Annotated in this window: 23 protein-coding genes; 1 reads left to right on the top strand and 22 read right to left on the bottom strand. The window is 64.5% G+C overall.

Translation table 11 applies throughout. The annotated features are described in order from the left end of the window. The 19 genes from nuoL to PJ259_RS06875 all read right to left on the bottom strand — a co-directional run bounded on the left by nuoL (nt 1) and on the right by PJ259_RS06875 (nt 20,681). Nucleotides 1–1,848, bottom strand: a complete 1,848-nt coding sequence (gene nuoL / locus PJ259_RS06965) for an NADH-quinone oxidoreductase subunit L (RefSeq protein ID WP_271655257.1) — start codon at nt 1,846–1,848, stop codon at nt 1–3. Continuing rightward, nucleotides 1,845–2,153, bottom strand: coding sequence for an NADH-quinone oxidoreductase subunit NuoK (gene nuoK, locus PJ259_RS06960; protein WP_007158894.1), 309 nt, complete (start codon nt 2,151–2,153; stop codon nt 1,845–1,847). Before nuoK ends, nuoL begins: the two co-directional genes overlap by 4 nt. A gap of 25 nt (nt 2,154–2,178) precedes the next feature. Continuing rightward, the gene (gene nuoJ, locus PJ259_RS06955; protein WP_059315333.1) at nt 2,179–2,691 is read right to left on the bottom strand and encodes an NADH-quinone oxidoreductase subunit J; all 513 of its coding nucleotides are present in this window, start codon (nt 2,689–2,691) and stop codon (nt 2,179–2,181) included. Nucleotides 2,692–2,700: 9 nt separating this feature from the next. Continuing rightward, the gene (nuoI, locus tag PJ259_RS06950; RefSeq protein WP_017642306.1) at nt 2,701–3,249 is read right to left on the bottom strand and encodes an NADH-quinone oxidoreductase subunit NuoI; all 549 of its coding nucleotides are present in this window, start codon (nt 3,247–3,249) and stop codon (nt 2,701–2,703) included. Between the two features lie 10 nt (nt 3,250–3,259). After that, complete coding sequence (gene nuoH, locus PJ259_RS06945) at nt 3,260–4,270, bottom strand: NADH-quinone oxidoreductase subunit NuoH (RefSeq protein ID WP_271655256.1); 1,011 nt, start codon at nt 4,268–4,270, stop codon at nt 3,260–3,262. Continuing rightward, nucleotides 4,267–6,984, bottom strand: a complete 2,718-nt coding sequence (gene nuoG / locus PJ259_RS06940) for an NADH-quinone oxidoreductase subunit NuoG (RefSeq protein WP_271655255.1) — start codon at nt 6,982–6,984, stop codon at nt 4,267–4,269. The genes nuoH and nuoG overlap by 4 nt, the downstream gene beginning before the upstream one ends. 141 nt (nt 6,985–7,125) lie before the next feature. After that, nucleotides 7,126–8,475, bottom strand: a complete 1,350-nt coding sequence (gene nuoF, locus PJ259_RS06935; protein ID WP_271655254.1) for an NADH-quinone oxidoreductase subunit NuoF — start codon at nt 8,473–8,475, stop codon at nt 7,126–7,128. Further along, the gene (gene nuoE / locus PJ259_RS06930; protein WP_059315329.1) at nt 8,472–8,972 is read right to left on the bottom strand and encodes an NADH-quinone oxidoreductase subunit NuoE; all 501 of its coding nucleotides are present in this window, start codon (nt 8,970–8,972) and stop codon (nt 8,472–8,474) included. The genes nuoF and nuoE overlap by 4 nt, the downstream gene beginning before the upstream one ends. A gap of 2 nt (nt 8,973–8,974) precedes the next feature. Then, on the bottom strand, nt 8,975–10,759 hold the full coding sequence (gene nuoC, locus PJ259_RS06925) for an NADH-quinone oxidoreductase subunit C/D (RefSeq protein WP_059315328.1): 1,785 nt from the start codon (nt 10,757–10,759) through the stop codon (nt 8,975–8,977). Nucleotides 10,760–10,809: 50 nt separating this feature from the next. Next, a complete protein-coding gene (locus tag PJ259_RS06920) occupies nt 10,810–11,484 on the bottom strand; it encodes a NuoB/complex I 20 kDa subunit family protein (RefSeq protein WP_059315327.1) in 675 nt (224 codons plus the stop codon). Between the two features lie 10 nt (nt 11,485–11,494). Continuing rightward, nucleotides 11,495–11,908 carry an NADH-quinone oxidoreductase subunit A gene (locus PJ259_RS06915; protein WP_059315326.1) on the bottom strand — a complete coding sequence of 138 codons (414 nt, stop codon included), beginning with the start codon at nt 11,906–11,908 and terminating at the stop codon, nt 11,495–11,497. A gap of 258 nt (nt 11,909–12,166) precedes the next feature. Then, nucleotides 12,167–12,928 (bottom strand): secretin N-terminal domain-containing protein, encoded by a 762-nt coding sequence (locus PJ259_RS06910; RefSeq protein WP_271655253.1) that lies wholly within the window; start codon nt 12,926–12,928, stop codon nt 12,167–12,169. Then, nucleotides 12,925–13,455 (bottom strand): DUF7931 domain-containing protein, encoded by a 531-nt coding sequence (locus tag PJ259_RS06905; RefSeq protein ID WP_271655252.1) that lies wholly within the window; start codon nt 13,453–13,455, stop codon nt 12,925–12,927. The genes PJ259_RS06910 and PJ259_RS06905 overlap by 4 nt, the downstream gene beginning before the upstream one ends. A gap of 12 nt (nt 13,456–13,467) precedes the next feature. Beyond that, complete coding sequence (locus PJ259_RS06900) at nt 13,468–14,646, bottom strand: ribosomal protein uL16 3-hydroxylase (RefSeq protein WP_271655251.1); 1,179 nt, start codon at nt 14,644–14,646, stop codon at nt 13,468–13,470. A 58-nt stretch (nt 14,647–14,704) separates the two neighbouring features. Continuing rightward, nucleotides 14,705–16,075 (bottom strand): adenylosuccinate lyase, encoded by a 1,371-nt coding sequence (gene purB / locus PJ259_RS06895; RefSeq protein ID WP_271655250.1) that lies wholly within the window; start codon nt 16,073–16,075, stop codon nt 14,705–14,707. A gap of 83 nt (nt 16,076–16,158) precedes the next feature. Further along, complete coding sequence (hflD, locus tag PJ259_RS06890; protein ID WP_059315321.1) at nt 16,159–16,779, bottom strand: high frequency lysogenization protein HflD; 621 nt, start codon at nt 16,777–16,779, stop codon at nt 16,159–16,161. Then, nucleotides 16,776–17,885 (bottom strand): tRNA 2-thiouridine(34) synthase MnmA, encoded by a 1,110-nt coding sequence (gene mnmA, locus PJ259_RS06885; protein WP_271655249.1) that lies wholly within the window; start codon nt 17,883–17,885, stop codon nt 16,776–16,778. The genes hflD and mnmA overlap by 4 nt, the downstream gene beginning before the upstream one ends. Nucleotide 17,886: 1 nt before the next feature. Further along, a complete protein-coding gene (locus PJ259_RS06880) occupies nt 17,887–18,339 on the bottom strand; it encodes an NUDIX hydrolase (RefSeq protein ID WP_271655248.1) in 453 nt (150 codons plus the stop codon). Nucleotides 18,340–18,449: 110 nt separating this feature from the next. After that, the gene (locus tag PJ259_RS06875; RefSeq protein ID WP_271655247.1) at nt 18,450–20,681 is read right to left on the bottom strand and encodes an NADP-dependent isocitrate dehydrogenase; all 2,232 of its coding nucleotides are present in this window, start codon (nt 20,679–20,681) and stop codon (nt 18,450–18,452) included. 424 nt (nt 20,682–21,105) lie between these two features. Between PJ259_RS06875 and PJ259_RS06870 the strand changes: the two genes are divergently transcribed. Continuing rightward, the gene (locus PJ259_RS06870) at nt 21,106–21,315 is read left to right on the top strand and encodes a hypothetical protein (RefSeq protein WP_007158876.1); all 210 of its coding nucleotides are present in this window, start codon (nt 21,106–21,108) and stop codon (nt 21,313–21,315) included. Nucleotides 21,316–21,738: 423 nt separating this feature from the next. On the opposite strand, the gene PJ259_RS06865 is transcribed toward PJ259_RS06870, so the two are convergent. From PJ259_RS06865 to PJ259_RS06855, 3 genes are all read right to left on the bottom strand, one after another. Further along, nucleotides 21,739–23,205 (bottom strand): inorganic phosphate transporter, encoded by a 1,467-nt coding sequence (locus PJ259_RS06865; protein WP_059315318.1) that lies wholly within the window; start codon nt 23,203–23,205, stop codon nt 21,739–21,741. 82 nt (nt 23,206–23,287) lie between these two features. Continuing rightward, complete coding sequence (gene queD, locus PJ259_RS06860; protein ID WP_271655246.1) at nt 23,288–23,644, bottom strand: 6-carboxytetrahydropterin synthase QueD; 357 nt, start codon at nt 23,642–23,644, stop codon at nt 23,288–23,290. Between the two features lie 105 nt (nt 23,645–23,749). Further along, nucleotides 23,750–24,007 (bottom strand): hypothetical protein, encoded by a 258-nt coding sequence (locus tag PJ259_RS06855; protein WP_059315316.1) that lies wholly within the window; start codon nt 24,005–24,007, stop codon nt 23,750–23,752. Between the last annotated feature and the right edge of the window lie 107 nt (nt 24,008–24,114).

Genomic DNA, 24,114 nt, shown 5'->3' with positions numbered 1-24,114 from the left:
TCAGGCCAGCAGCAGCGCGCCGAGCAACAGCACGGCGCCTCCCACGATGGAAGCCGCGTACCAGCGCAGACGGCCGTTCTCGGTGATGCTCAGTGCCAGGTTGCCACCGCGAGCCACCATCGGAATCAGGCCGATGGCCTGGTCGAAGGGATCACGGCGCAGCAGGCGGGCCAGCAGCAGGTACGGCTTGACGAAAATCAGGTCGTACAGCCAGTCGAAGCCCCAGGCGTGATACCACCAGGTCCCGAAGAAGCGACCCGGCGCGCTCTTGGCCAGGGCGGTCACGAAGGAACGCTTGCCAAGGAAGAGCAGGGCGGCCAGCAGGATACCGGCGATGGCGATGGCTCCCGAGGTGATCTCCAGGGAATGCTTGGCTTCACCACCGGCATGCCCGATCGATTCCGGCAGCACGCCTGCCAGGGGTGGCACGATCAGCGCGCCGACGAAGGTCGAGAGCACCAGCAGTACCGCCAGCGGCAGGTTGTGGGCGATGCCGTGGCCGGCATGGGCCTCGGTATGCGCCTCGCCGTGGAAGGTGATGAAGATCAGGCGGAAGGTGTAGATCGAAGTCAGGAAGGCACCGGCCAGGCCTGCATAGAGCAGGTAGGTATGACCGCTGGCGAGGGCTTCCCAGAGGATCTCGTCCTTGGAGTAGAAGCCGGCGGTCACCAGCGGCAGTGCCGCCAGCGCCGAGCCACCCACCACGAAGCTGGCATAGGCCAGGGGGATCTTCTTCCACAGGCCGCCCATCTTGAAGATGTTCTGCTCGTGGTGGCAGGCCAGGATCACCGAGCCCGAGGCGAGGAACAGCAGCGCCTTGAAGAAGGCGTGGATCATCAGGTGGAAGATCGCCGGTTGCCAGGCACCCACGCCCAGGGCCAGGAACATGTAGCCGATCTGGCTCATGGTGGAGTAGGCCAGGATGCGCTTGATGTCGGTCTGCACCAGGGCGGCGAAGCCCGCCAGTACCAGAGTCACGGCACCGACGATACCGACCAGGTGGAGGATCTCCGGCGCCAGCAGGAACAGGCCGTGGGTCCGGGCGATCAGGTAGACGCCCGCGGTCACCATGGTCGCGGCGTGAATCAGCGCCGAGACCGGAGTGGGACCGGCCATGGCGTCCGCCAGCCAGGTCTGCAGCGGCAGCTGGGCCGACTTGCCGACGGCGCCGCCGAGCAGGGCCAGGGTGGCCAGCACGATCAGCGGATCACCGCTGGCGAAGACGTCGGGCGCCTTCTGCAGCAGCTCCTGGATGTCCAGGGTGCCCAGGGTCATGAACAGGATGAACAGACCAAAGGCCATGAAGACGTCGCCGACGCGGGTGACGATGAAGGCCTTCAGCGCGGCGTTGCCGTTGGCGCGCTCGCTGTAGTAGAAGCCGATCAGCAGGTAGCTGCACAGGCCCACGCCTTCCCAACCGAAGTACAGCAGCAGCAGGTTGTCGCCGAGGACCAGCAGCAACATGCTGAAGATGAACAGGTTGGTGTAGGCGAAGAAGCGCGAGTAGCCCTCTTCACCACGCATGTACCACGAGGCGAACAGGTGGATCAGGAAGCCGACGCCGGTGACCACGCCAAGCATGGTCAGCGACAGGCCGTCCAGATAGAGAGCCATGTTGGGCGCGAAGCCCTCCACGTTCATCCACTGCCAGAGGACGAGGGTCAGGTGGCCGTCGGCGGGCGGTGCGACGTGGAAGTTCCAGCCGACCCAGGCGGCGACCAGCGCCGCCAGGCCCACCGAACCCACGCCGATCAGCGCGGAGAGATTCTCCGACAGCCGACCGCGGGAGAAGGCCAGCAGGAAGTAGCCGACCAGGGGAAAGGCGAAGGTGAGGGGTAGCAGGTTCATCCGTGCATCTCGCTGGCGGCATCGACGTCGAGGGTGTGGAAGCGGCGATAGAGCTGCAGCAGGATCGCCAGGCCGATACTGGCCTCGGCGGCGGCCAGGCTCAGCACCAGGATGAACATCACCTGGCCGTCGGGAGCGCCCCAACGGCTACCCGCGACCACGAAGGCCAGGGCGGCGGCGTTCATCATGATTTCCAGACTCATGAGCACGAAGAGGATATTGCGGCGGACCATCAGGCCCACCAGGCCAAGGGCGAACAGGGCGCCGGCGAGGGCCAGTCCGTGTTCCAGAGGTATGGCGTTCATTGGCTGTTCTCCAGTCCTTGGCGACTCACTCGCCGATCCCGTCTTTGACGTCGCTGCGACCCAGGTGGTAGGCCGCGACCAGGGCACCCAAAAGCAGCATGGAGGCCAGTTCGACCGCCAGCAGATAGGGCCCGAACAGGCTGACGCCTACGGCCTTGGCATCTACCGAGGTGTGGCCGATGGCGGCGCCGCCCGGGGTGCGCGACAGCACCACCAGCAGCTCCACCAGCAGTGCACCGGCAAGGATCGAAGGACCGATCCAGACCTTGGGGGTCAGCCACTTGCGTTCCTGGTCGGAGATGACCGGCCCAAGGTTGAGCATCATCACCACGAAGACGAACAGCACCATGATGGCGCCCGCGTAGACGATGATCTCCAAGGCGCCGGCGAAGGGCGCGCCCAGGGCGAAGAACACCATGGACACGGCCAGCAGCGAGATGATCAGGTACAGCAGGGCATGCACCGGATTGGTGTTGGTGATCACCCGGAAGGTGGCCAGGACGGCCACCCCGGCAGAGAAATAGAAGGCAAATTCCACGACAGCTCCTTAGGGCAGCAGGCTCTTCACGTTGATCGGCTCTGCCTCGCTCTGCGCGGCACCCTTGGGCTTGCCCGCGATGGCCATGCCGGCCACGCGGTAGAAGTTGTACTCCGGATACTTGCCCGGACCCGAGATCAGCAGGTCCTGCTTCTCATACACCAGCTCCTGGCGCTTGAACTCGGACATCTCGAAGTCCGGGGTCAGCTGGATGGCGGTGGTGGGACAGGCCTCCTCGCACATGCCGCAGAAGATGCAGCGCGAGAAGTTGATGCGGAAGAACTCCGGGTACCAGCGACCGTCTTCGGCTTCGGTCTTCTGCAGCGAGATGCAGCCGACCGGACAGGCCACGGCGCACAGGTTGCACGCCACGCAGCGCTCCTGGCCATCGGGGTCACGGGTAAGCACGATGCGGCCGCGATAGCGCGGCGGCAGGTACACGGGTTCCTCGGGATATTGCAGGGTGTCGCGCTTGCGGAAGGCGTGGCCGAAGACCATCACGATGCTGCGCAACTGGGTGTAGGTGCCATGCAGGACGTGCAGGATTTCCTTGATCATGACGGATACCTCACTGGCCGATGGCCGGCGTGGCGGTGTAAAGCACCACGGCGCCGGTCACCAGCAGGTTGATCAGGGTCAGGGGCAGGCAGAACTTCCAGCTGAAGGCCATTACCTGGTCGTAGCGCGGACGCGGAATGGACGCGCGCAGCAGGATGAAGATCATGATGAAGAAGGCGGTCTTCAGGGCGAACCAGACAAAGGACAGCCAGGGCAGGGTGTCCAGGAAGGGACCATGCCAGCCGCCAAAGAACAGGGTCACCAGCAGCGCCGAGATCAGCACGATGCCGATGTACTCGCCGACGAAGAACATGCCCCACTTCATGCCCGCGTATTCGATGTGGTAACCGTCCGCGAGCTCCTGCTCGGCTTCCGGCTGATCGAAGGGATGGCGGTGGGTCACCGCGATACCGGCGATGAAGAAGGTGCAGAAGCCGAAGAACTGGGGAATGATGAACCACCAGCCCTGGTGCTGCGCCTCGACGATATCCCTCATGTTGAAGGAGCCGGTCACCGCCACGATGCCCATCACCGACAGACCCATGAACACCTCGTAGGAGAGGGTCTGGGCCGAGGCGCGCATGGCGCCCAGCAGGGAGAACTTGTTGTTGCTCGCCCAGCCGGCGAAGAGCACCGCATAGACGTTGACGCCCGCCATGGCGAAGAAGAACAGCAGGCCGACGTTCAGGTCCGCCACGCCCCAGGTGGGGGTGATCGGGATGACCGAGAAGGCCACCAGCAGCGAGCCCATGGCGATCACCGGCGCCAGGCTGAAGATCATCTTGTCGGCGAACGGGGGCGTCCAGTCCTCCTTGAAGAACATCTTCAGCATGTCGGCGCCCAGCTGGAAGGCGCCGAAGGGGCCGACCCGGTTGGGACCGTGGCGGTCCTGCCAGAGACCCAGCAGACGGCGCTCGACGAAGCTCAGCAGCGCACCGCAGATGACCACCGCCAGCAGGATGACGATGGCCTTGACGATGCCGATGACGATGGCGATGAGGGTGGGGGTGAGCCAGGTCATGCCGCGGCCTCCTGCAGTCCTTCCACGGTGAGGCCGGCGAAGTCCACCGGAATCCCTTCGAAGCCGGCGGGCAGACCGACCAGGCCCGCCGACAGCTCGGCCTTGATCTGCAGCGGCAGGCGCAGTTCCTGACCGGCGACCTGCAGGCGCAGCAGGGCGCCCTCGTTGACGCCCAAGCGATCGGCATCGGCCTTGGCCAGGGCCACGTAGGCGGCCGGGATGCGCTCACGGACCGGCTCGGCGCGGGAAGAGGTCTCTTCGCTGCCGAACAGGTGGTACAGCGGCACGGCCTGGAAGCCCGACTCGGCGCTGCGGATGGCAGCGGCCGGCGCGGTGAACCAGCTCAGGCGATCGCCCTGGGTCTCGATCAGGCGTACGCCCGGATCGCCAGCGCGCAGGTGACCACCGACCTCGTCCTGGAACTTGTTCCAGGCCTGGGGCGAGTTCCAGCCCGGGGACCAGGCGAAGGGAATCTGCTGACGCGGCTCGGCGCTGCCGGCATAGCCTTCCATGGAGAAGGCGAAGGCGGTATCGGCGTCCTGGGGCGCGCGGGGTTCGTGCACGCTGAGGTTGGCGCGCATGGAAGTACGGCCACTGTAGCGATGCGGTTCGCGGGCGAGCTTGAGGCCCTTCACCCGGAAGCTGGCGTTGGGCGCGGCGTCGCGGATGCCGTCCAGCTGCGGTGCGGCGGTGGCCACGGCATCGGTGACATGGTCCAGCTGGGTCCAGTCCACCGGACGGTTGTCCAGGGTGTTGCGCAGGGCGTGCAGCCAGCGCCAGCCCTCGCGGACCAGGCTGGAGGGATCGTAGTAGCTCGGCTCATAGACCTGGAAGAAGCGCTGGGCGCGACCTTCCTGGCTGACCAGGGTACCGTCGCCTTCGGCGAAGCTCGCCGCCGGCAGCACCAGGTCGGCGCGCTGGGCGGTGGCGGTACGCTGGTGATCCAGCACCACCAGTACCTGGGCGCGGGCCAGGGCCTGATCCACCTGCTGGGCAGGGGCGCGGCGATAGAGGTCGTTCTCCAGCACCACCAGGGCATCGGCCTGACCGTTTTCCAGGGCCGCGAAGGCGTCTTCGACGGACTCGCCGCCATAGAGCGCCAGGCCCAGGCTGTTGGCTTCGGGCACCACCAGACTCAGGGAGCCGGCCTTGCCCTTGGCGGCCAGGGCCTTGGCCAGGTTGGCGGCGGCTTCGATCAGCGCCGGTTCACCCAGGGAGGTACCGGACACCACCAGCGGCCGTTCGGCGGCCAGCAGGGTTTCGGCGAGCAGGCGGGCCTGCTCGGCCACTTCACTGCTCAGACCTTCGACCGCGGGGGCGCTGGCGTCGATGGCATGGGCCACGGCATGGCCGAAACGAGCCAGTTCCAGTGGCGAACCGTGCAGGCGGGCGTCGGCGACGTCGTCCAGGCGGGTGGCGGCGACGCTGGCGATGAACAGCGGATTGCGTTCGCTCTGGCCGATGTTCTGCACGGCAGCATTCAGCCAGGGCTGGATTTTCTGCGCGGCGGCCATGGCTTCGGGCTTGCCCTTGACGGACTGACGCAGGGACAGCGCCAGGCGGGCCGCGGTCTGGGTCAGGTCTTCGCCAAGCACGAAGACGGCGTCGTGCTTTTCCATCGCACGCAGGGTCGGGACGGGCAGCGGGCTGTCCTTGAGCACCTGCAGGACCAGGCGCACGTTGGCCAGGTCACGGGCACTCATGCCGCTATAGAAGTTCTCGGCGCCGACCAGCTCGCGCAGGGCGTGGTTGCCTTCCAGGCTGGCGCGTGGGGAACCGATACCGATCACCTTCTTGCCACGCAGCAGCAGGGCGGCGCGATCCAGGGCGGCGTCGATGCCGGTCTCCAGGCTGCCGTCTTTCAGCAACGCCTGGCGTGGACGATCCTTGCGATTGACATAGCCATAGCCGAAGCGGCCACGGTCGCAGAGGAAATACTGGTTCACCGAACCGTTGAAGCGGTTCTCGATGCGGCGCAGTTCGCCATAGCGCTCGCCGGGGCTGATGTTGCAGCCCGAGGAGCAGCCATGGCAGATGCTCGGGGCGAACTGCATGTCCCACTTGCGGTTGTAGCGCTCGGAGTGGGTCTTGTCAGTGAACACCCCGGTGGGGCAGACCTCGGTCAGGTTGCCGGAGAATTCGCTCTCCAGGGCACCGTCCTCGACGCGGCCGAAATAGACGTTGTCGTGGGCACCGTAGACGCCCAGGTCGGTACCGCCGGCGTAGTCCTTGTAGTAGCGCACGCAGCGATAGCAGGCGATGCAGCGGTTCATCTCGTGAGCGACGAACGGGCCGAGATCCTGATTCTGGTGGGTACGCTTGGTGAAGCGATAACGACGCTTGTTGTGACCGGTCATCACCGTCATGTCCTGCAGGTGGCAATGGCCGCCTTCTTCGCAGACCGGACAGTCGTGGGGATGGTTGGTCATCAGCCATTCGATGACGGAGCTGCGGAATTCCTTGGCTTCGGCGTCTTCGATGGAGATGTAGGTCTTGTCGCTGGACGGGGTCATGCAGGACATGACCAGGCGCCCGCGGGTGTCATTCTCGTCGGCGAACTGCTTCACCGCGCACTGGCGGCAGGCGCCGACGCTGCCCAGCGCCGGATGCCAGCAGAAATAGGGGATGTCGAGCCCCAGGGACAGGCAGGCTTCGAGGAGGTTGTCCGCCCCGTCGACCTCGTACGTCTTGCCGTCTACATGGATAGTGGCCATAGGGTTTTCTTCTCACCCGCGCAGGGCGGGTCTGGCTAATGGGAAAACGTTCGCGCCGCCCTGGCGGTCGCCAGTGGCAGCGCCGGCCGGGTCGGGCCCGGCCAGAAAGCGATAGGTTCGGCCCCCAGGAGGGGCCAAACTTCAGATCACGGTCGCGGAAGTAGTCGGACGAGGTTCGCTGGGCGTCTTGCGCACACCGGCCTCGAACTCCTCGCGGAAATACTTGATGGCACTACCCAGGGGCTCGACAGCGCCCGGTGCGTGGGCGCAGAAGGTCTTGCCTGGGCCGAGGAAGTTGACCAGCTGCAGCAGGGTATCGAGGTCGCCCTGCTGGCCTTCGCCTTTCTCCAGACTGCGCAGGAGCTTGACGCTCCAGGGCAGGCCGTCGCGGCAGGGCGTGCACCAGCCGCAGGATTCACGGGCGAAGAACTCTTCCATGTTGCGCAGTAGCGAGACCATGTTGACGCTGTCGTCGACCGCGAGGGCCAGACCGGTACCCATACGGGTGCCGACCTTGGCGATGCCACCGGCGTACATCTGTGCCGAGAGGTGCTCGGGCAGCAGGAAGCCGGTACCGGCGCCACCAGGCTGCCAGCACTTGAGCGTGAAGCCATCGCGCATGCCGCCGGCATAGTCCTCGAACAGTTCCTGGGCGGTAACGCCGAAGGGCAGTTCCCAGACACCGGGATTCTTCACCTTGCCGGAGAAGCCCATGAGCTTGGTGCCCATGTCTTCGCTGCCGGCGCGTGCCAGGCTCTTGTACCAGTCCACGCCACCAGCGACGATGCCCGGCACGTTGCACAGGGTCTCGACGTTGTTGACGCAGGTGGGCTTGCCCCAGACGCCGACGGCGGCGGGGAAGGGCGGCTTGGAACGCGGGTTGGCGCGGCGGCCTTCCAGGGAGTTGATCAGGGCGGTCTCTTCGCCACAGATGTAGCGACCGGCGCCGGTGTGGACGAACAGTTCGAAATCGAAGCCGCTACCGAGGATGTTCTTGCCGAGCAGGCCAGCTGCCTTGGCTTCTTCCACCGCGCGCCGCAGGTTGGCGGCGGCATCGACGTACTCGCCACGCAGGAAGATGTAACCGCGATAGGCCTTGAGCGCCCGGGCGCTGATCAGCATGCCTTCCACCAGCAGGTGCGGCAGCTGCTCCATGAGCAGGCGGTCCTTCCAGGTATTGGGCTCCATCTCGTCCGCGTTGCACAGCAGGTAGCGGATATCGAGGGATTCGTCCTTGGGCATCAGGCCCCACTTCACGCCGGTGGGGAAGCCCGCACCGCCGCGGCCCTTGAGGCCGGAGTCCTTGACTTCCTGGACGATGGCATCCGGCGCCAGCTCGGTCAGCGCCTTGCGCGCCGCGGCGTAGCCGTCCTTCGCCTGGTATTCCTCCAGCCAGACCGGGGCGCCGTCTTCACGCAGGCGCCAGGTCAGGGGATGGGTCTCGGGGGTACGGGCAATGCTGTTGGCAGGCCCGAAGGAGGTCAGTCTCATGCGTATCCCTCCAGCAGTTTGGCCACGCCCGCAGGTTGGACATCGCCATGGGTATCGTCGTCGATCATCAGCGCCGGGGCCTTGTCGCAATTGCCCAGGCAGCAGACCGGCAGCAGGGTGAAGCGGCTGTCGGTGGTGGTCTGGCCCAGGCCGATGCCCAGCTGCCGCTGGATCTCGCCCACCACGGATTCGTGGCCGCCGATGTAGCAGGTCATGCTGTCGCACACACGGATGATGTGGCGACCGACCGGCACGCGAAAGATCTGGCTGTAGAAGGTCGCCACGCCCTCGACATCGCTGGCCGGGATGCCCAGCACCTCGCCGATGGCGTAGATGGCACCGTCTGGCACCCAGCCACGTTCCTTCTGGACGATCTTCAGGGCTTCGATGGACGCCGCGCGCGGGTCCTCGTAGTGATGCATTTCATGCTCGATGGCCGAGCGCTCGGAGTCGCTCAGGACGAAACGGTCGGTTTGGATCAGGGTTTCGGTGCTCATGCTCAGCGGTCCACGTCGGCCATGACGAAGTCGATACTGCCCAGGTAGGCAATCAGGTCGGACACCATGCTGCCGCGGATGACGGCCGGGATCTGCTGCAGATGCGGGAAGCTCGGCGTCCGGATGCGGGTGCGGTAGCTCATGGTGCTGCCATCGCTCGTCAGGTAATAGCTATTGGCGCCCTTGGTCGCCTCGATCATCTGGAAGGCTTCGCCCGCCGGCATCACCGGACCCCAGGACACTTGCAGGAAGTGGGTGATCAGGGTCTCGATGTGCTGCAGGGTGCGCTCCTTGGGCGGCGGCGTAGTGAGCGGGTGATCCGCCTTGTACGGGCCTTCGGGCATGTGCTGCAGGCACTGCTCGATGATGCGCAGGCTCTGGCGCATCTCCTCGACGCGCAGCATGCCGCGGTCGTAGCAGTCGCCGTTGTGGGCGATGGGCACTTCGAATTCGAAGTTCTCGTAGCCGGAATAGGGGCGAGCCTTGCGCAGGTCGAAATCGAGACCCGTGGCGCGCAGGTTGGGACCTGTGACACCCCACTCCAGGGCTTCCTTGGTGTTATAGACGGCAACGTTCTTGGTCCGGCCGATGAGGATGCTGTTCTTCATCGCGGCCTTCTCGTACTCGTCCAGGCGCTTGGGCATCCAGTCGAGGAATTCGCGGACCAGCTTGTCCCAACCGCGAGGCAGGTCGTGGGCGACGCCGCCGATACGGAACCAGGCCGGGTGCATGCGGAAGCCGGTGATGGCCTCGATGACCTTGTAGGCACGCTGACGGTCGGTGAAGGTAAAGAACACCGGGGTCATGGCGCCGACGTCCTGGATGTAGGTACCCAGGTACAGCAGGTGGCTGTTGATGCGGAAGAACTCGGCCATCATCACGCGGATGAAGTCGACCCGCGCGGGCACCTTGATGCCGGCAAGCTTCTCTACCGAAAGGACGTAGGGCAGGTTGTTCATCACCCCACCGAGGTAGTCGATCCGGTCGGTGTAGGGGATGTAGCTGTGCCAGGACTGGCGCTCGGCCATCTTCTCGGCGCCACGGTGGTGATAGCCGATCTCGGGCACGCAGTCGACGATCTCTTCGCCGTCCAGCTGCAGGATGATGCGGAAGGCACCGTGGGCCGAGGGGTGGTTCGGGCCCAGGTTCAGGAACATGAAGTCGGAATTTTCCGCATGTTCCTTCATGCCCCACTCTTCGGGCTTGAATCTCAGGGTTTCCTGTTCGAGATCCTGTTTGGCGGCGTTCAGCGCATAGGGATCGAACTCGGTGGCCCGCGCCGGATAGTCCTTGCGCAGCGGGTGCCCCTGCCAGTTGTCGGCCATCAGCATGCGCTTGGGCAGCGGGTGGCCATCGAAGTGGATGCCGTACATGTCGAGCACTTCCCGCTCGTACCAGTTGGCATTGGGGAAGATGCCGGTCGCGGTCGGCAGGCGGAGGTCGTTCGCCGAAAGCGCCACCTTGAGCATCACATCGCTGTTACGGTCGATGGACAGCAGGTGGTAGAAAACGGTGAAGTCCGCGTTGGGCAGGCCGCGGCGGTGAGTCCGCAGGCGCTCGTCCACGCCATGCAGGTCATAGAGCATGACGTAGGGGCGGGGCAGGTTGCGCAGGAAGCGCAACACTTCGATGATTTTTTCGCGCGCCACCCAGATCACCGGCATGCCGGTACGGGTGTCTTGCAGGGTCAGGGCGTCTGCGCCGAATTGGCCCTGGAGTTCGCCAACCACCGACGCATCGCCGGCAGGGGCGAGCGCAGAGGCGGACAGAGCGGTGTCTGCGGTCATGATGTTCCGTCGCTATCGATCGTCGTCAGCATGCAAGTCCCGGAGGGGACTTACACTTCGTCTGGGCTGCGCAGGTTGGTGACCTGGATGCGGCGCTCGCGGTTCTGCTCGCGCTGCGAAGGCATTTCGGCGCGGTAGATGCCCTGATCGCCCACCACCCAGGAAAGGGGGCGGCGCTCTTCACCGATGGAGTCCTGCAGGAGCATCAAACCCTGCAGGAAGGCTTCAGGGCGAGGCGGGCAGCCGGGCACATAGACGTCGACGGGCAGGAACTTGTCCACGCCCTGAACGACCGAGTAGATGTCGTACATACCGCCGGAGTTGGCGCAGGCACCCATGGAGATCACCCACTTGGGTTCCAGCATCTGCTCGTACAGGCGCTGGATGACCGGAGCCATCTTCATGAAGGGGGTGCCGGCGATGACCATGAAGTCCGCCTGACGCGGCGATGCCCGGATGACTTCGGCGCCGAAGCGAGCGATGTCATGGGGCGCCGTGAAGGCAGTGGTCATTTCCACGTAGCAGCAGGACAGGCCGAAGTTGTACGGCCAGAGAGAATTCTTGCGTCCCCAATTGACTGCGCCCCGCAGGACATCTTCGAGTTTGCCCATGAAGATGCTGCGGTTGACCTGACTTTCCATAGGGTCGGCAACGGTTTCCCGTTGGCCGGCCGGATAGCGGTCTACTGCCGCATCGGGATCGATCCGGGTGAGATTGTATTGCATTGCCAAAGCCTCATTGTTTCGACTTCGCCTGTCGCTCACGACGGCTCGCAGGCGCCCAATCGAGCGCTCCGATTCGCCACAGGTAGACAAGACCCGCCAACAGAATTGCTATGAAAATGGAGGCTTCCACGAAGCCGGCCCATCCCGATTCACGGATGGAGACCGACCAGGCGAAGAGAAAGAGGGCTTCGACATCGAAGATCACGAAGAGCATCGCGACCAGGTAGAACTTGGCAGAGAGACGGAGACGGGCACCCCCGGTGGGGACGATGCCGGACTCGAAGGGATCGTTCTTGCTACGACCTACGGCTTTACTGCCGAGGAGGCTTGAGACTCCAAGCATGAAGGCGATCAGACCGACCACGCCCAGGAGGAATACCGCGAAGCTCCAGTTGTGGGTCAGTAGGCTGATCGGCTCAGACATGCTTTGAATCCTTAATTATGGGTATCAGGCGCTATCAGTGCGACACGGTGTCGCAAGACAGACAGATTTTATGCTCTATCGATTCATTCTGTAAATTTATTGGCTTAAAAAGATTCTATTGGACTGCTTTGAATCAAACTAAACAGAACTTCAAAGTTATTTGAGAATGAATATAAGAATTATTCTCAAATAACTTTTCATTGTCTGGTGAAACCTAGATTGCCAGGCGCCGCGAGAGTTCTCCCGTTCGCCGGTTGGTCAGTCGATGAGATCGGCGCGAATGCTCAACTGACGGTCGTCACGACCCTCGGTTGAGTAGTAGCGGGTGAGACCACTCTGGTCGCCTTCGATCTGTTGACGAAATCCTCCCAGGTCAAGCCACTGCCCCAGGGGGCCACTGATCCGGGTCGCGGCGCTCTGGGTCTGTAACGTGCCCGGATGGTGGGCAGCCGCGCGGTCGTCGACGCTGTTTATGTCTAGATGCACCAGATTGCCGCTCAGACGGGCGGTGACCTGGAAGCCGCGTTCGAGGCGGCGATAGTCGGTCTGGGCATAGCTCTGGCCATAGGGCGAGGTCTGGTAGGTGGTCACGGGCACGTCTTCGCCGAAGCGAATGAAGGCAGGGTAGCCCTCGGTGACCTGAACGCGTTGGGCGCCATCCTCGTGCCGATCGGTGCTGTCCTCGATGATGCGCACCTGGGGTGAACGCACGTTGCCGCCTGCGGAATAATCCTGGCTGGCCCCTGAACTGCCTGCGCGTGTCGCCAGGGTGATAAGCAGGCGCCGCGGCTGGGTATCCAGCTGGGTCAGCAGATTCTTGATCTCGGTCAGCTTGGCCGGCTCGGCGTTGACGATCAGCTGGTTGCCGTAGACGTTGACCTTGCCTTCGCCGCCGAGCACGGATTGCAGGGTGGGCAGGAGGTCCTCGGCCGTGCGGTACTGCAGCGGGATGACTTCGGTTCTGGGGGTGGCCCAGGCGGTGGCGGTCAGCAGTAGCAGCAGCCCAAGCAATCGTCTCACAGCACCATCCTCCGTAGTTCCTGATCCGGCTGGCTGATGGCCCAGAGGCGATCGAAACGCTGTTGCTGGACCTTGACCGCCGCACGGTCGCCATAACGGACGAAGCCATTGGGGGCGTTGCCCGACCGGCGCAGCAGGGCCTGGTCGTCGACGATCAGGCAGGCGCCTTCCGGTTGCTGGTCGGCTGGTGGTCGCCGGATCAGCAGGTTACTGGTCAGGCGCTGCGCCAGGGCGATGAGGCGATGGCCCTGGCGCACGGCGAGGGCGCTGTCGTTGATCAGGATACGTACCTGATGTCGCGGATTGCCCAGCAGCAGGCGCTTGATCGCCGCCTCGACGTCCAGAATGTCGTAGAGGGGCGCTTCCAGGTCAGGGGTCTGGATACACAACTGGCGGCTGGCTTGAGCGATGAGGCGGACACCGTGCTCACGCAGGGCGTCCAGGCCTTCGAGGCGCAGGGCGAGGTCCTGGCCGAGCTGGGGTTCGGGCTGGGCGCCCAGGGTAAGATCGGCAAAGGACTCGTCCACGGCGGTTCCCTATCACTCGTCGTCGTCTTCTCCGGCGAAGATCAGGCTGCCCTGCTGGAGCAGTTCGCGGATCAGGCGCATGGCATCGTCGTCCTGCAGCCAGGTCGCGAGATTGGCCTCGTGCAAGACGTCCGCCGAGCATAGCAGGTCGAGCAGCGGTTGCAGCCGTATGGGCAGCAGGCGGCTCTGGCCGCTGGCAAAGACCATCACCTCGTCCTCCAGGCGGCTCCAGGCGATGCGGCCACTGGGGTTGCGCATTAGCAGCGCGCCTTCATCGAGTTCCTTGCGCAGCTGCTTGGCGCTGAGGTTTTCCCCAGCGACCCGCTCGGGATAGCGCGGCTCGGTCATGTGCTGGCCGAACCAGGCCAGCAGCAGACGATCGTCACTCAGATGGCGCTCCATCAGCCCGCGCACGCGCTCGATGGCTTCGGGCGGGATCTCGGCGGGGTGCTCGCTGGCCGGCGCGCAGCCGGCATCGCTGTAGCGCTCGTCCTCGGGGATGAATTGGGCGAGGAAGTCGGTGAAGTGGGTAAGCACCTCGCCGGCACTGGGGGCGCGGAAGCCGATGGAGTAGGTCATGCACTCGTCTTCGGCGATGCCGTCATGGGCCAGGCCCGGCGGTAGATAGAGCATGTCGCCCGGCTCCAGCACCCATTCGTCGGTCTGCTGGAAATTGGCGAGGATCTTCAGCTCCAGGCCGTCGATGAGGGGGCTGTCGGCCGTGCACTGTTGGCCGATGCGCCAGCGGCGGCGACCGTGGCCCTGTAGCAGGAAGACGTCATAGTGATCGTAGTGCGGACCGACACCGCCGCCGGGCGCGGCGTAGCTGATCATGACGTCGTCGACGCGCCAGCTGGGCAGGAAACGGAAGGATTCCAGCACCTCGGCCACCTCGGGAACGAACTGATCGACCGACTGCACCAGCAGGGTCCAGTCCCGCTCGGGCAGCCCGGCGAAGGTATCTTCCGGGAGCGGGCCGCGGCGCAGCTCCCAGGTCTGGTCCTGGCCGATGATCAGGCGGGATTCGATTTCCTCTTCCAGAGACAGGCCGGCCAGTTCGTCGGGCTCCAGGGGATTCTGGAAGTTCGGGAGGGCCTGGCGGATCAGCAGGGGTTTCTGCTGCCAGTAATCGCGGAGGAATTCACGGGCGGTCAGGCCGCCGAGCAGTTGCAGGGGTTGATCCGGGTTCATGCACACCTCGCGCAATGAAAAACGCCCGGCAAGGCCGGGCGTAGAAAAAGGATGATCTTCAGACCCGACGGGCCTGTTCGGCAGCGTTGCCGATATAGCCGGCCGGGGTCAGCTGGCGCAGTTCGGCCTTGGCGGCCTCGGGGATCTCCAGGCCGTCGATGAAATCCTGCAGGGCGCTGGCGCTGATGCCCTTGCCACGGGTCAGCTCCTTGAGCTTCTCGTAGGGGTTGGCCACGCCATAGCGGCGCATCACGGTCTGCACCGGCTCGGCCAGGACTTCCCAGCAGGCGTCCAGGTCTTCGGCGATCCGCGCGGCGTTGAGTTCCAGCTTGCCGATGCCCTTGAGGGTGGCTTCGTAGGCGATCACGCCGTGGGCCAGGCCGGTGCCCAGGTTGCGCAGCACGGTGGAGTCGGTCAGGTCGCGCTGCCAGCGGGAGATCGGCAGCTTGCTGGCGAGGTGCTGGAGGATGGCGTTGGCGATGCCCAGGTTGCCTTCGGAGTTCTCGAAGTCGATGGGGTTGACCTTGTGCGGCATGGTCGAGGAGCCGATCTCGCCGGCCACGGTCTTCTGCTTGAAGTAGCCGAGGGAGATGTAGCCCCAGATGTCCCGGTCGAAGTCGATCAGGATGGTGTTGAAGCGGGCGATGGCATCGAACAGCTCGGCGATGTAGTCGTGCGGCTCGATCTGGGTGGTGTAGGGATTCAGGGTCAGGCCGAGGTCGTCTTCGATGAAGGTACGCGCATTGGCTTCCCAATCGACGTCCGGGTAGGCGGACAGGTGAGCGTTGTAGTTGCCCACGGCGCCGTTGATCTTGCCCAGCGGGCGGATGGCGGCGATCTGCTCGATCTGGCGCTCCAGGCGATAGACCACGTTGGCCAGTTCCTTGCCCAGACTGGTGGGGGAGGCGGGCTGACCGTGGGTCCGCGACAGCATGGGCACGTCGGCGAAGCGATGGGCCAGCACGCGGATCTCGCCGGCGATCTGGCGCATCAGTGGCAGCAGCACCTGGTCACGGCCTTCGCGCAGCATCAGGGCGTGGGACAGGTTGTTGATGTCCTCGGAAGTGCAGGCGAAGTGGATGAATTCGCTCACCGCAGCCAGTTCCGGCAGGTCGGCGACCTCTTCCTTGAGCAGGTACTCGATGGCCTTGACGTCGTGGTTGGTGGTGCGCTCGATGTCCTTGACCCGCTGGGCCTGCTCGACGCTGAACTCGGTGGCCAGCTTGTCCAGCAGGGCATTGGCCTCGGCGGAGAAGGGTGCGACCTCGGGAATGCCCGCGTGGGCGGCCAGGCGCTGCAGCCAGCGGACCTCGACCTGGGCGCGGAAACGGATCAGGCCGAATTCGCTGAAGATGGGGCGCAGGGCGGCGGTCTTGCCGGCGTAACGGCCGTCGATGGGCGATACGGCGGTGAGCGAGGAGAGCTGCATGGGCATTCTCTTGGTAGCGGGGGAGAAAGGGGCGGAATTCTACACGCAAAGGCCGGCGCTGTAGTACCGCCGCCGGCCTGGGATCAGACGTTGCGCAGGGGGTAGAGGTTGTCGAGCAGCTTGCGACGATTGAGCACCAGCTGCCAGCGGTGGCCGCCGAGTTGCCGCCAGAGGCGTGCGGAGCGAATGCCGGCCAGCAGCAGGGCGCGCACCCGCGAGGCGGTGGCGGACTGCTGCAGGTAGCGCATTTCGCCGTGCACCTGGATGCGCTGCTTGAAGGTGCTCAGGGTGTCCTCGTAGAGGCCACCGCAGGCGGCGATGACGTTCTCGTGGGCCACGCCGAAGTGCTCGACCTGGGACTGGATCTGGGTGAGGCGGCGACCGATGAGGTCGAGCAGGTCGCCACGCTTCTCCAGCTTGCGCTCCAGGGCGGTCATTGCCAGGGCATAGCGCAGGGGTTCGCGCTGCAGGCTGTTGGGATTGCGCTCCAGGGTGCTGGACAGGGCGCCAAGGCCCTCGCGCAGCGGCGCGACGCTGCCGCCATAGACCTCCAGGGTGCTGCCCGGATCGCGCACCAGTAGGCTGCCGAGCAGGCAGGCCAAAGGTTCTTCCGCGACCTGGCCGGTACGCGCCAGCTGGTCCACCAGCAGGGCGGCCTGGAAGACGCCGCCCAGGGCGATGAGTTGTTCCTGGGTACGGTTCATGCGGCGGGCGCCTCGGCGCAGGCGGGTTGGTAGTGCTCGATCACGCCGCCGCCCAGGCAGACGTCGCCATCATAGAAGACCACCGACTGACCCGGGGTCACGGCGCGCTGGGGTTCGTCGAAGACCACCCGGTAGCCGGCGCCCTGGCGTTCGATCTGGCAGGGCTGATCCTGCTGGCGATAGCGGACCTTGGCGGTGAGACGGCGCAGCTGGGTGAGGTCCAGGTCGTTGACCCAGAACATCTCGCTGACGGTCAGGGACTCGGCGAACAGCCAGGGGTGGGCATTGCCCTGGCCAACGATCAGGACATTGCGGGTCAGGTCCTTGCTCAGTACGTACCAGGGATCGTCACCGGCATCCTTCATGCCGCCAATGCCCAGGCCCTGGCGCTGGCCGATGGTGTGGTACATCAGGCCGTGGTGGCGACCGATGACCTCGCCGGTGGTGGTTTCGATGTCACCTGGCTGGGCCGGCAGGTATTGCTTGAGGAAGTCGCTGAAGCGGCGTTCGCCGATAAAGCAGATGCCGGTGGAGTCCTTCTTGCGCGCGGTGGCCAGGCCGTGCAGTTCGGCGATGGCGCGGACTTCGGGCTTTTCCAGTTCGCCCACCGGGAAGAGGGTGCGGGCCAGCTGCTCACCGCCCACGGCGTGGAGGAAGTAGCTCTGGTCCTTGTTGGCATCCAGGCCCTTGAGCAGCAGGGTCTGGCCGTCGACGTCGCGACGGCGCACATAATGGCCGGTGGCGATCAGGTCGGCGCCCAGGGCCAGGGCGTAGTCGAGGAAGGCCTTGAACTTGATCTCGCGGTTGCAGAGGATGTCCGGATTGGGCGTGCGGCCAGCCTTGTATTCGGCGAGGAAGTGCTCGAAGACGTGGTCCCAGTACTCGGCGGCGAAGTTGGCCGTGTGCAGGGTGATGCCGATGCGGTCGCAGACCGCCTGGGCGTCGGCCAGGTCCTCCTTGGCGGTACAGTACTCGGTACCGTCATCCTCGTCCCAGTTCTTCATGAACAGGCCCTCGACATGATAGCCCTGCTCCTTGAGCAAGAGGGCGGAGACCGAGGAATCCACTCCGCCGGACATGCCGACGATGACGCGGGTGCCGTTCACTTCAAAAACCTCTCATATCTACGATCATCGACAGGGGATAGCGGTGTCCATCCAGGTACTTTTCGATGGCATCGAGTACCAGGGGGCTGCGTAGCCGAGCCTGCTCGGCGCGGATCTCGTCGAGCGTCAGCCAGACCGCGCGGGTGATGTCGGCGTCCAGGGCGCGCTCGCTTTCATGGGCCAAGGGCCGGGCATGAAAGGCGGTGCGGTAGTAGGTGATGCCATTGCCCGGCGCGACATAGAGGCCGATGCCGATCACGCCCTGGATTTCCACCTGCCAGGCGGTTTCTTCCAGGGTCTCGCGGCGTGCCGCCTCGATCAGGCTCTCGCCCGGCTCGAGGTGCCCGGCCGGCTGGTTGAGCACCAGGCGGCCCTGTTTCTCTTCCTCGACCAGCAGGAAGCGGCCGGCGTCTTCCACTACGGTGGCCACGGTGACGTGGGCGTGCCAATCCATCTCGGACTCCGCTATCGGTAATCGCGCAGTATACGCCTTAAGCTTTGTCGGTCCCAAATGCAGCGAACCCCGGCCGGGGCCGGGGTTCGCGGTCAACGCAGGAGCTGATCTCAGCCCTTGAGCTGGGCCAGGGCGGCATTGAGCGTAGCGCTCGGACGCATCGCCTGGCTGGTCTTGGCCTGGTCGGGGTGGTAATAGCCACCGATGTCCACGGCCTGGCCCTGGACGCCGTTCAGCTCGGCGACCACCTTGGCTTCGTCGGCGGTCAGCGACTTGGCCACTGGCGCGAACTGGGCCTTGAGCTGGGCGTCTTCGCTCTGCTCGGCCAGGGCCTGGATCCAGTACAGTGCCAGGTAGAAGTGGCTGCCACGGTTGTCCAGTTCACCCGTCTTGCGCGACGGCGACTTGTTGCTGTCGAGGAACTTGCCGTTGGCCTGGTCCAGGGTCTTGGCCAGGATCTTGGCCTTGGCGTTACCGGTGGTCTCGCCCAGGTGGTTCAGGGATTCGGCCAGGGCCAGGAATTCGCCCAGGGAGTCCCAGCGCAGGTGGTTTTCCTGCACCAACTGCTGGACGTGCTTGGGCGCGGAGCCGCCGGCACCGGTTTCGAACAGGCCGCCGCCGTTCATCAGCGGGACGATGGACAGCATCTTGGCGCTGGTACCCAGTTCCATGATGGGGAAGAGGTCGGTCAGGTAGTCGCGCAGGACGTTGCCGGTCACCGAGATGGTGTCCTCGCCCTTGCGGATGCGCTCCAGGGACACGCGAGTGGCTTCCTCGGGCGACAGGACGCGGATGTCCAGGCCGTTGGTATCGTGGTCCTTGAGGTAGCGCTCGACCTTGGCGATGACCTGGGCGTCGTGGGCGCGGTTCTGGTCCAGCCAGAAGATCGCCGGGGTACCGCTGGCGCGAGCACGGTTGACGGCGAGCTTGACCCAGTCCTGGATCGGCGCGTCCTTGGTCTGGCACATGCGCCAGATGTCACCGGCCTCGACCGGGTGCTCGAAGACCACCTTGCCCTGGTCGTCGGTCACGCGCACGGTACCGTCGGTGGGGATCTGGAAGGTCTTGTCGTGGGAACCGTATTCCTCGGCCTTCTGCGCCATCAGGCCAACGTTGGGTACGCTGCCCATGGTGCTGGGATTGAAGGCGCCGTTCTTCTTGCAGTCCTCGATCACCACCTGGTAGACGCCGGCATAGCAGCGGTCGGGGATGATGGCCTTGGTGTCCTGCAGGTTGCCTTCGGCGTTCCACATCTTGCCGGAGTCACGGATCATGGCCGGCATGGAGGCGTCGACGATGACGTCGCTCGGCACATGCAGGTTGGTGATGCCCTTGTCGGAGTTGACCATGGCCAGCGCCGGGCGCTCGGCGTACTGGGCGTCGAAGTCGGCCTTGATGGCGGCCTGGGTGGCTTCCGGCAGGCTGGACAGGCGGGCATAGAGGTCGCCGATGCCGTTGTTGCGGTCGAAGCCGGCTTCCTTCAGGGCGGTTTCGTGCTTGGCCAGCACGTCCTTGTAGAACTCGCCGACGATGATGCCGAACATGATGGGGTCGGAGACCTTCATCATGGTGGCCTTCAGGTGCACGGAGAACAGCACGCCCTTGGCCTTGGCGTCTTCGATCTGGGCGGCGATGAAGCTCTGCAGGGCCTTGCGGCTCATGGTCGAGGCATCGACGATCTCGCCGGCCTTGACCGCGGTCTTCTCTTTCAGGACCTTGCTGCTGCCGTCCTTGCCGATCAGTTCGATCTTCAGGCTGCCGGCGTTCTCGACGGTGGCCGAGCGCTCGCTGCCATAGAAGTCATGGGCGTCCATGTGGGCGACGTGGGACTTGGAGTCGGCGCTCCAGGCACCCATGCGATGGGGATGCTTGCGGGCGTAGTTCTTGACCGACAACGGTGCGCGGCGGTCGGAGTTGCCTTCGCGCAGGACCGGGTTCACGGCGCTGCCCTTGACCTTGTCGTAGCGCGCCTTGACGTCCTTTTCCTTGTCGTCCTTGGGCTCGTCCGGATAGTCCGGCAGGGCATAACCTTGGCCCTGAAGTTCCTTGATCGCGGCCTTGAGCTGCGGAACCGAGGCGCTGATGTTGGGCAGCTTGATGATGTTGGCTTCGGGAGTGGTGGCCAGTTCGCCGAGTTCGGCGAGGTGGTCGGAGATACGCTGCTCTTCCTTCAGGTACTCGGGGAAGAGGGCGATGATGCGGCCGGCAAGGGAGATGTCACGGGTTTCGAGGGCGACGCCGGAGGAGGCGGTGATGGCCTCGACGATGGGGAGCAGCGAATAGGTCGCCAGGGCGGGCGCTTCGTCGGTCAGGGTGTAGATGATCTTCGACGTGGTGGACATGTCTTGCTTTAACTCCTCTTTATCACAGCTGTGGCGCGAAGCCGGGCGAGCGAGGATCGACCCTTGAGTCGATAGACGCCCCAAGAAGGCGTTATCGGGCCGCGCGACAGGCGCGGCGGCGATGGACGTGCGATGCGACAAAGCGTCGCTGCGGAAATTGCAGGATCGGCCGATACAGCCAGCGGAACCGGCAGGGTCCGCAGCGACCCGTCAGTCGCGGAAGTATACCAGCGCGGCGCCAGGCGTGCATTCGTGCCGCCGCAGGTTGGCGATGGCGCGGTGCTGGCGGCCCGGGTAGGCCTCTAGATGAGAAGCCCCTGGATACCGAAGTCAGGTCAATGGAGTTGACCAATCGACGACTGGCCCTGCACGGGACTTGCTTAAGGGACTAAACTATTGCCCCTCTAAATTTCACGAGGTCGTTATGAAAACCAAGGACAATGCGTCCAAGAGTCGGTCCTGGGCTATCGTCGGGCTGGAAACGCTCGTCATCGTCGCCCTGTCGCTGTACGTCGCCTTTGGCGCCGGGCTGTTCATCAAGCACCACTGCTGGGACACCCTGACCCCGCAGCAGCAAGACCAGATCCTCGAGCAGATGAGCCGCAGCGCTCAGGAAAATACCCTGCTCACCTGATTCGCTCGAATCACGTCCCTTCAAATAACGATAAGAATCCTCTCCTTTTTCTTCCGCGCGCTCCCTGAGTGTCGAGGTGGCCTCGTCACGTCCGGCCGATCAGCACGCCAGGTGTTTGCGCGTGCTCACGGGGGAGGTCGGCGTCGCCCTGGGTAGCAATCTGGGCGAAGGCGTCGCCAAAGGGCGAGCGCGGCGTGCCAGACGTAGCATTGCCCAGAGTATGGCTAGCGACAGGGCCAGCCAGCCAAGTACAAGAAGAAGGATATAGGTCGCAGGAGTCATTGACGTTCACCGTACGGCTGTCTCGGAAAAAGTGTCGCTGCTGGACACATTTCACTAGACACGTCAATAGCTATCCTGTTCAGGCTTTCCCGACGAGGGGCCTGCCCGGGCGACGTCTGAGCATCGCCCGGGTGGCAGGGATTACAGGAACAGGTGGGCCAGCCAGAACAGGCCGGCGGAAAGGGCCATGGAGGCGGGCAGGGTGAGTACCCAGGCCATGAGGATGTTGCGCACCGTACTGCCTTGCAGGCCGCTGCGGTTGGCGACCATGGTGCCCGCTACGCCCGAAGACAGCACGTGGGTCGTGGAGACGGGCAGGGCGAAGACGTTGGCCATGCCGATGGCGGCCACGGCCGTCACCTGGGCGCTGACGCCCTGCGCATAGGTCATGCCCTGGCGGCCGATCTTCTCGCCCACGGTGAGAACCACGCGACGCCAGCCGACCATGGTGCCGATGCCCAGGGCCAGGGCGACGGCGATGATGACCCAGAAGGGCGCGTATTCGGTGGTGCTGGTGAGGTCCTTGCGCAGCCGGCTGAGATCGTCACGGTCGCGCGCGGTCAGTACCGGCAGCTTGCTGACTTTCTTGGCGGTGTCGTCCAGGCACAGCAGGTAGCGACGCACCTGCTGGCGATGATCGTCACTCATGGCGCGGTAGTCGGTGATGCCTTCCAGGTCGGCCAGCAGGGCCTGCAGGGTGGGCAGGGTCATGTGCGGGGCGCAACGGAATTCCTGGGGCAGGTCGCGATTGCCGGGCACTTCGGCGAGGAAGTCCTTCAGGTTGTCGCCCTGGCGCTCGTAGAACTGGCCCAGGTGAATGGCGGCGTCGCGGGTGCGCTCGATCTGGTAGGTCGTGCTGTCCAGGTCCAGGACGAACTTGGCCGGGACGATGCCGATCAGCACCAGCATGATCAGGCCAATACCTTTCTGGCCGTCGTTGGAGCCATGCACGAAGCTCATGCCCATGGCCGAGAGAACCAGCATCAGACGATTCCAGAAGGGCGGATGCTTCTTGGCGTCCACCTCACGGCGCTGCTCGGGGGTCTTGTGCATCTTGGACAGCGGCCGCCAGCGCTTGAGGGCGAGCAGCAGGAGGCCGGCGACGGCGAAGCCGGCCAGCGGCGAGAAGATCAGCGACAGGCCGATGTCGATCGCCTTCTGCCAATTGACGCCTTCGCTCATCGGAATGCCGGTCAGCAGGGCGTTGGTCACGCCGACGCCGAGGATGGAACCGATCAGCGTATGGGAACTGGAGGCGGGGATGCCGAAGTACCAGGTGCCCAGGTTCCAGGTGATGGCCGCGGCGAGCAGGGAGAACACCATGGCCAGCCCGTGGCCGGTGTTGACGTTGATCAGCAGTTCCACCGGCAAGAGGTGGACGATGGCATAGGCAACGCCAACGCCGCCGAGCAGCACGCCGAGGAAGTTGAAGATGCCGGAGAAGAGCACTGCGAGGTGCGGTGGCATCGCCTTGGTGTAGATCACCGTGGCGACGGCATTGGCGGTGTCGTGGAAGCCATTGATGAATTCAAAGGCCAGCACAAAGGCCAGGGCCAAGACGAGGCTGATGGCGACCCAGGCGTGGAGTCCGCTGAAAAGTTCGAACATGGGGATACGTCGACAGTTGGCAGGCGCGAATTATGGCAGAAAAATGACTGCCACCATCGCCGCCTTGAATGGGAGAGGCGAATTAGTCGCCGCGGTAGATGCAGCCACAGGTACAGGTCTCATGGACGCGAACCTGGCTGAGCTCGGGCAGGAGCGGCTTGAGCTGTTGCCAGATCCAGCGCGCGAGGACTTCGCTGGTCGGGTTCTCAAGGCCCGGGATGTCATTCAGATAATGGTGGTCGAGACGTTCGTGCAGGGGTTTGAAGGCGGCCTTTATATCGGCGAAATCCCGTACCCAGCCGGTATGAGGGTCGACGGCGCCCTCGATATGCAGGCCTACCTTGAAGGAATGCCCATGGAGACGCCCGCACTTGTGGCCCGGCGGAACGTTGGGCAGGAAGTGTGCGGCTTCGAAAACGAATTCTTTGAAAATTTCCACGATAACCACTCGCGTTGGGCCACGGTGTGTGGCGGCTGCGGGGCGGCAGTCTATCAGCTCGACACGGCCTTGCCGAACCTCGCGGTCACCGGCGGTGATCGGCTGCTAGCCCGGCATCGACCAGGGTTCGAGGGCGTGGCCGTCGCGTGCCAGTTCCAGGCGGGTCTGTTCGATCAGCGCCGCGAGGTGTCCGGCATGGCTGTATTGACTGCGCGCGACGTGGGCGATAGAGGCTAGTACCTGGCTGCCGTCGGTCACGGTCAGGGCAAAGCTGGCGTCGCTGGGATCTTCGCGGACGTCGCCGCGCAGCGGTAAAAAGGCTTTTTCAACGATGTGGGTAGCACGGTCAAGATCGATGGACATGGACGGGTTCCTCAGGCGGATGCCTTCAATAGAGCACAGGAGCAGGGCAAAATTCTGATTTGCCTTCGCCGGCGGGCTTAGGCAGTCTCCCGGTCTTTGTCTGGACG

This window comes from Pseudomonas sp. JBR1 (genome assembly GCF_028198185.1).
GTDB lineage: Bacteria > Pseudomonadota > Gammaproteobacteria > Pseudomonadales > Pseudomonadaceae > Chryseomonas > Chryseomonas oryzihabitans_E.
This window is presented reverse-complemented; position numbering and strand designations above follow the sequence as displayed.